Origin of the sequence: Lactobacillus sp. UMNPBX17 (genome assembly GCF_002553735.1) — a bacterium.
Classification (GTDB): domain Bacteria; phylum Bacillota; class Bacilli; order Lactobacillales; family Lactobacillaceae; genus Lactobacillus; species Lactobacillus gallinarum.
In genome coordinates this window covers 1-1,230 of record NZ_PCYT01000144.1, presented here as the reverse complement: position 1 = coordinate 1,230, position 1,230 = coordinate 1, and the positions used below count along the sequence as shown (strand labels likewise).

Genomic DNA, 1,230 nt, shown 5'->3' with positions numbered 1-1,230 from the left:
AAGAGTTGGATTGATCGTCTTTTGGTATCTGAAAGTTAGTTTTTTCCCAGACACTCTTTTTTTACTAAGCAGTAATGTAATCAAGCAAAACAAACATTACATCTTTATTTTCTTTTGGAACACCATGAGCAATTATTTCTTGTGGTGTCTGATGCAAATCATTATTTTCTAATGCATATGCTCCATCATTAATAGCGATCTCTCGCACATTGTCTTCTTTAGGTTCAAAATGGAATTGCAATCCAATTACCTTATTTCCCAGTAAATATCCCTGATTCTTTACTAAATCACTTGAAAATAATAATTTAGCTTCTCTAGGAATTTCACTCATTTGCTGATGCCAATGAAGTGCTGTTAATTTTTCGGGAAGTTCAGTAATTGTATGATTTTGTAAATATACTGGAGCCCAACCGACTTCTTTAGCTGGTGCATCGAGTACCCGATATCCCAATGTTTTAGCAATCTGTTGACTACCAAAACAAATACCTAAAATTGGTTTATGAGCATCAAGCATTTGCTTAATTAACACCCGTTCATTTTCTACCCAATCCAATTCATCGTTAGGACTATTAGGACTTCCTAATATCACCAACAAATCAGTTTCATCAAGCGTAGGTAAAATACCAAAATCTGCTGGATGATAAACAAACATTTCATGGTTATGTTCATGGCACCAATCTTGAATAGATCCAGGGCCCTCATTAGGTGCATGTTGCAATACATTAACGCGCATTTCAATACTTCCTTTAACGTTGATTATCTACACTATAAAAAGCTCGCCAAATTTCTTCCATTCTAGCCAAACGATGCCAGTCGGCTTGCTGACACAATTTGTATAATTCATAAACAGGATCATAATCAATTGTGTTATTTTTGTTTTCCTTCAAATAGGCCAGCACAGTCTTAATCAGCATAAATCTGAATTTTTCTATTTCATTGCGAGTCAACTACCCTAGACTGAAGTCTAGGGCTTAGTGGCTCGTTAGCTTACGCTAACCAGAACACCAACTTGCTTAGATACGGACTTGACTTACCAGCAATAATCTTTTGGCTATTGCCGATAGAGGTCGTCTAATTACCAAAGCCTTTTGAGTCCGTGAGTTGCTAGCGGACTGCAGCCCCGAATAAGGCTGCTTCTTTTATTTTAGGATTCTGCCACTTGCCTAATCCTTTTTCTAAGATGTTCACGGCCGCATTCCAATCACGAATATGGTGCGTTCGACAGATTGG

At 37.3% G+C, this 1,230-nt stretch carries 1 protein-coding gene and 1 pseudogene; both read right to left on the bottom strand.

Annotation, left to right across the window (positions count from 1 at the left end; genetic code table 11):
* Positions 1-64: 64 nt before the first annotated feature.
* A complete protein-coding gene (locus tag CP368_RS09985; protein WP_025005426.1) occupies positions 65-733 on the bottom strand; it encodes a type 1 glutamine amidotransferase in 669 nt (222 codons plus the stop codon).
* A 13-nt stretch (positions 734-746) separates the two neighbouring features.
* A pseudogene (locus CP368_RS09980) lies at positions 747-941 on the bottom strand (XRE family transcriptional regulator); the annotation flags it as partial.
* Between the last annotated feature and the right edge of the window lie 289 nt (positions 942-1,230).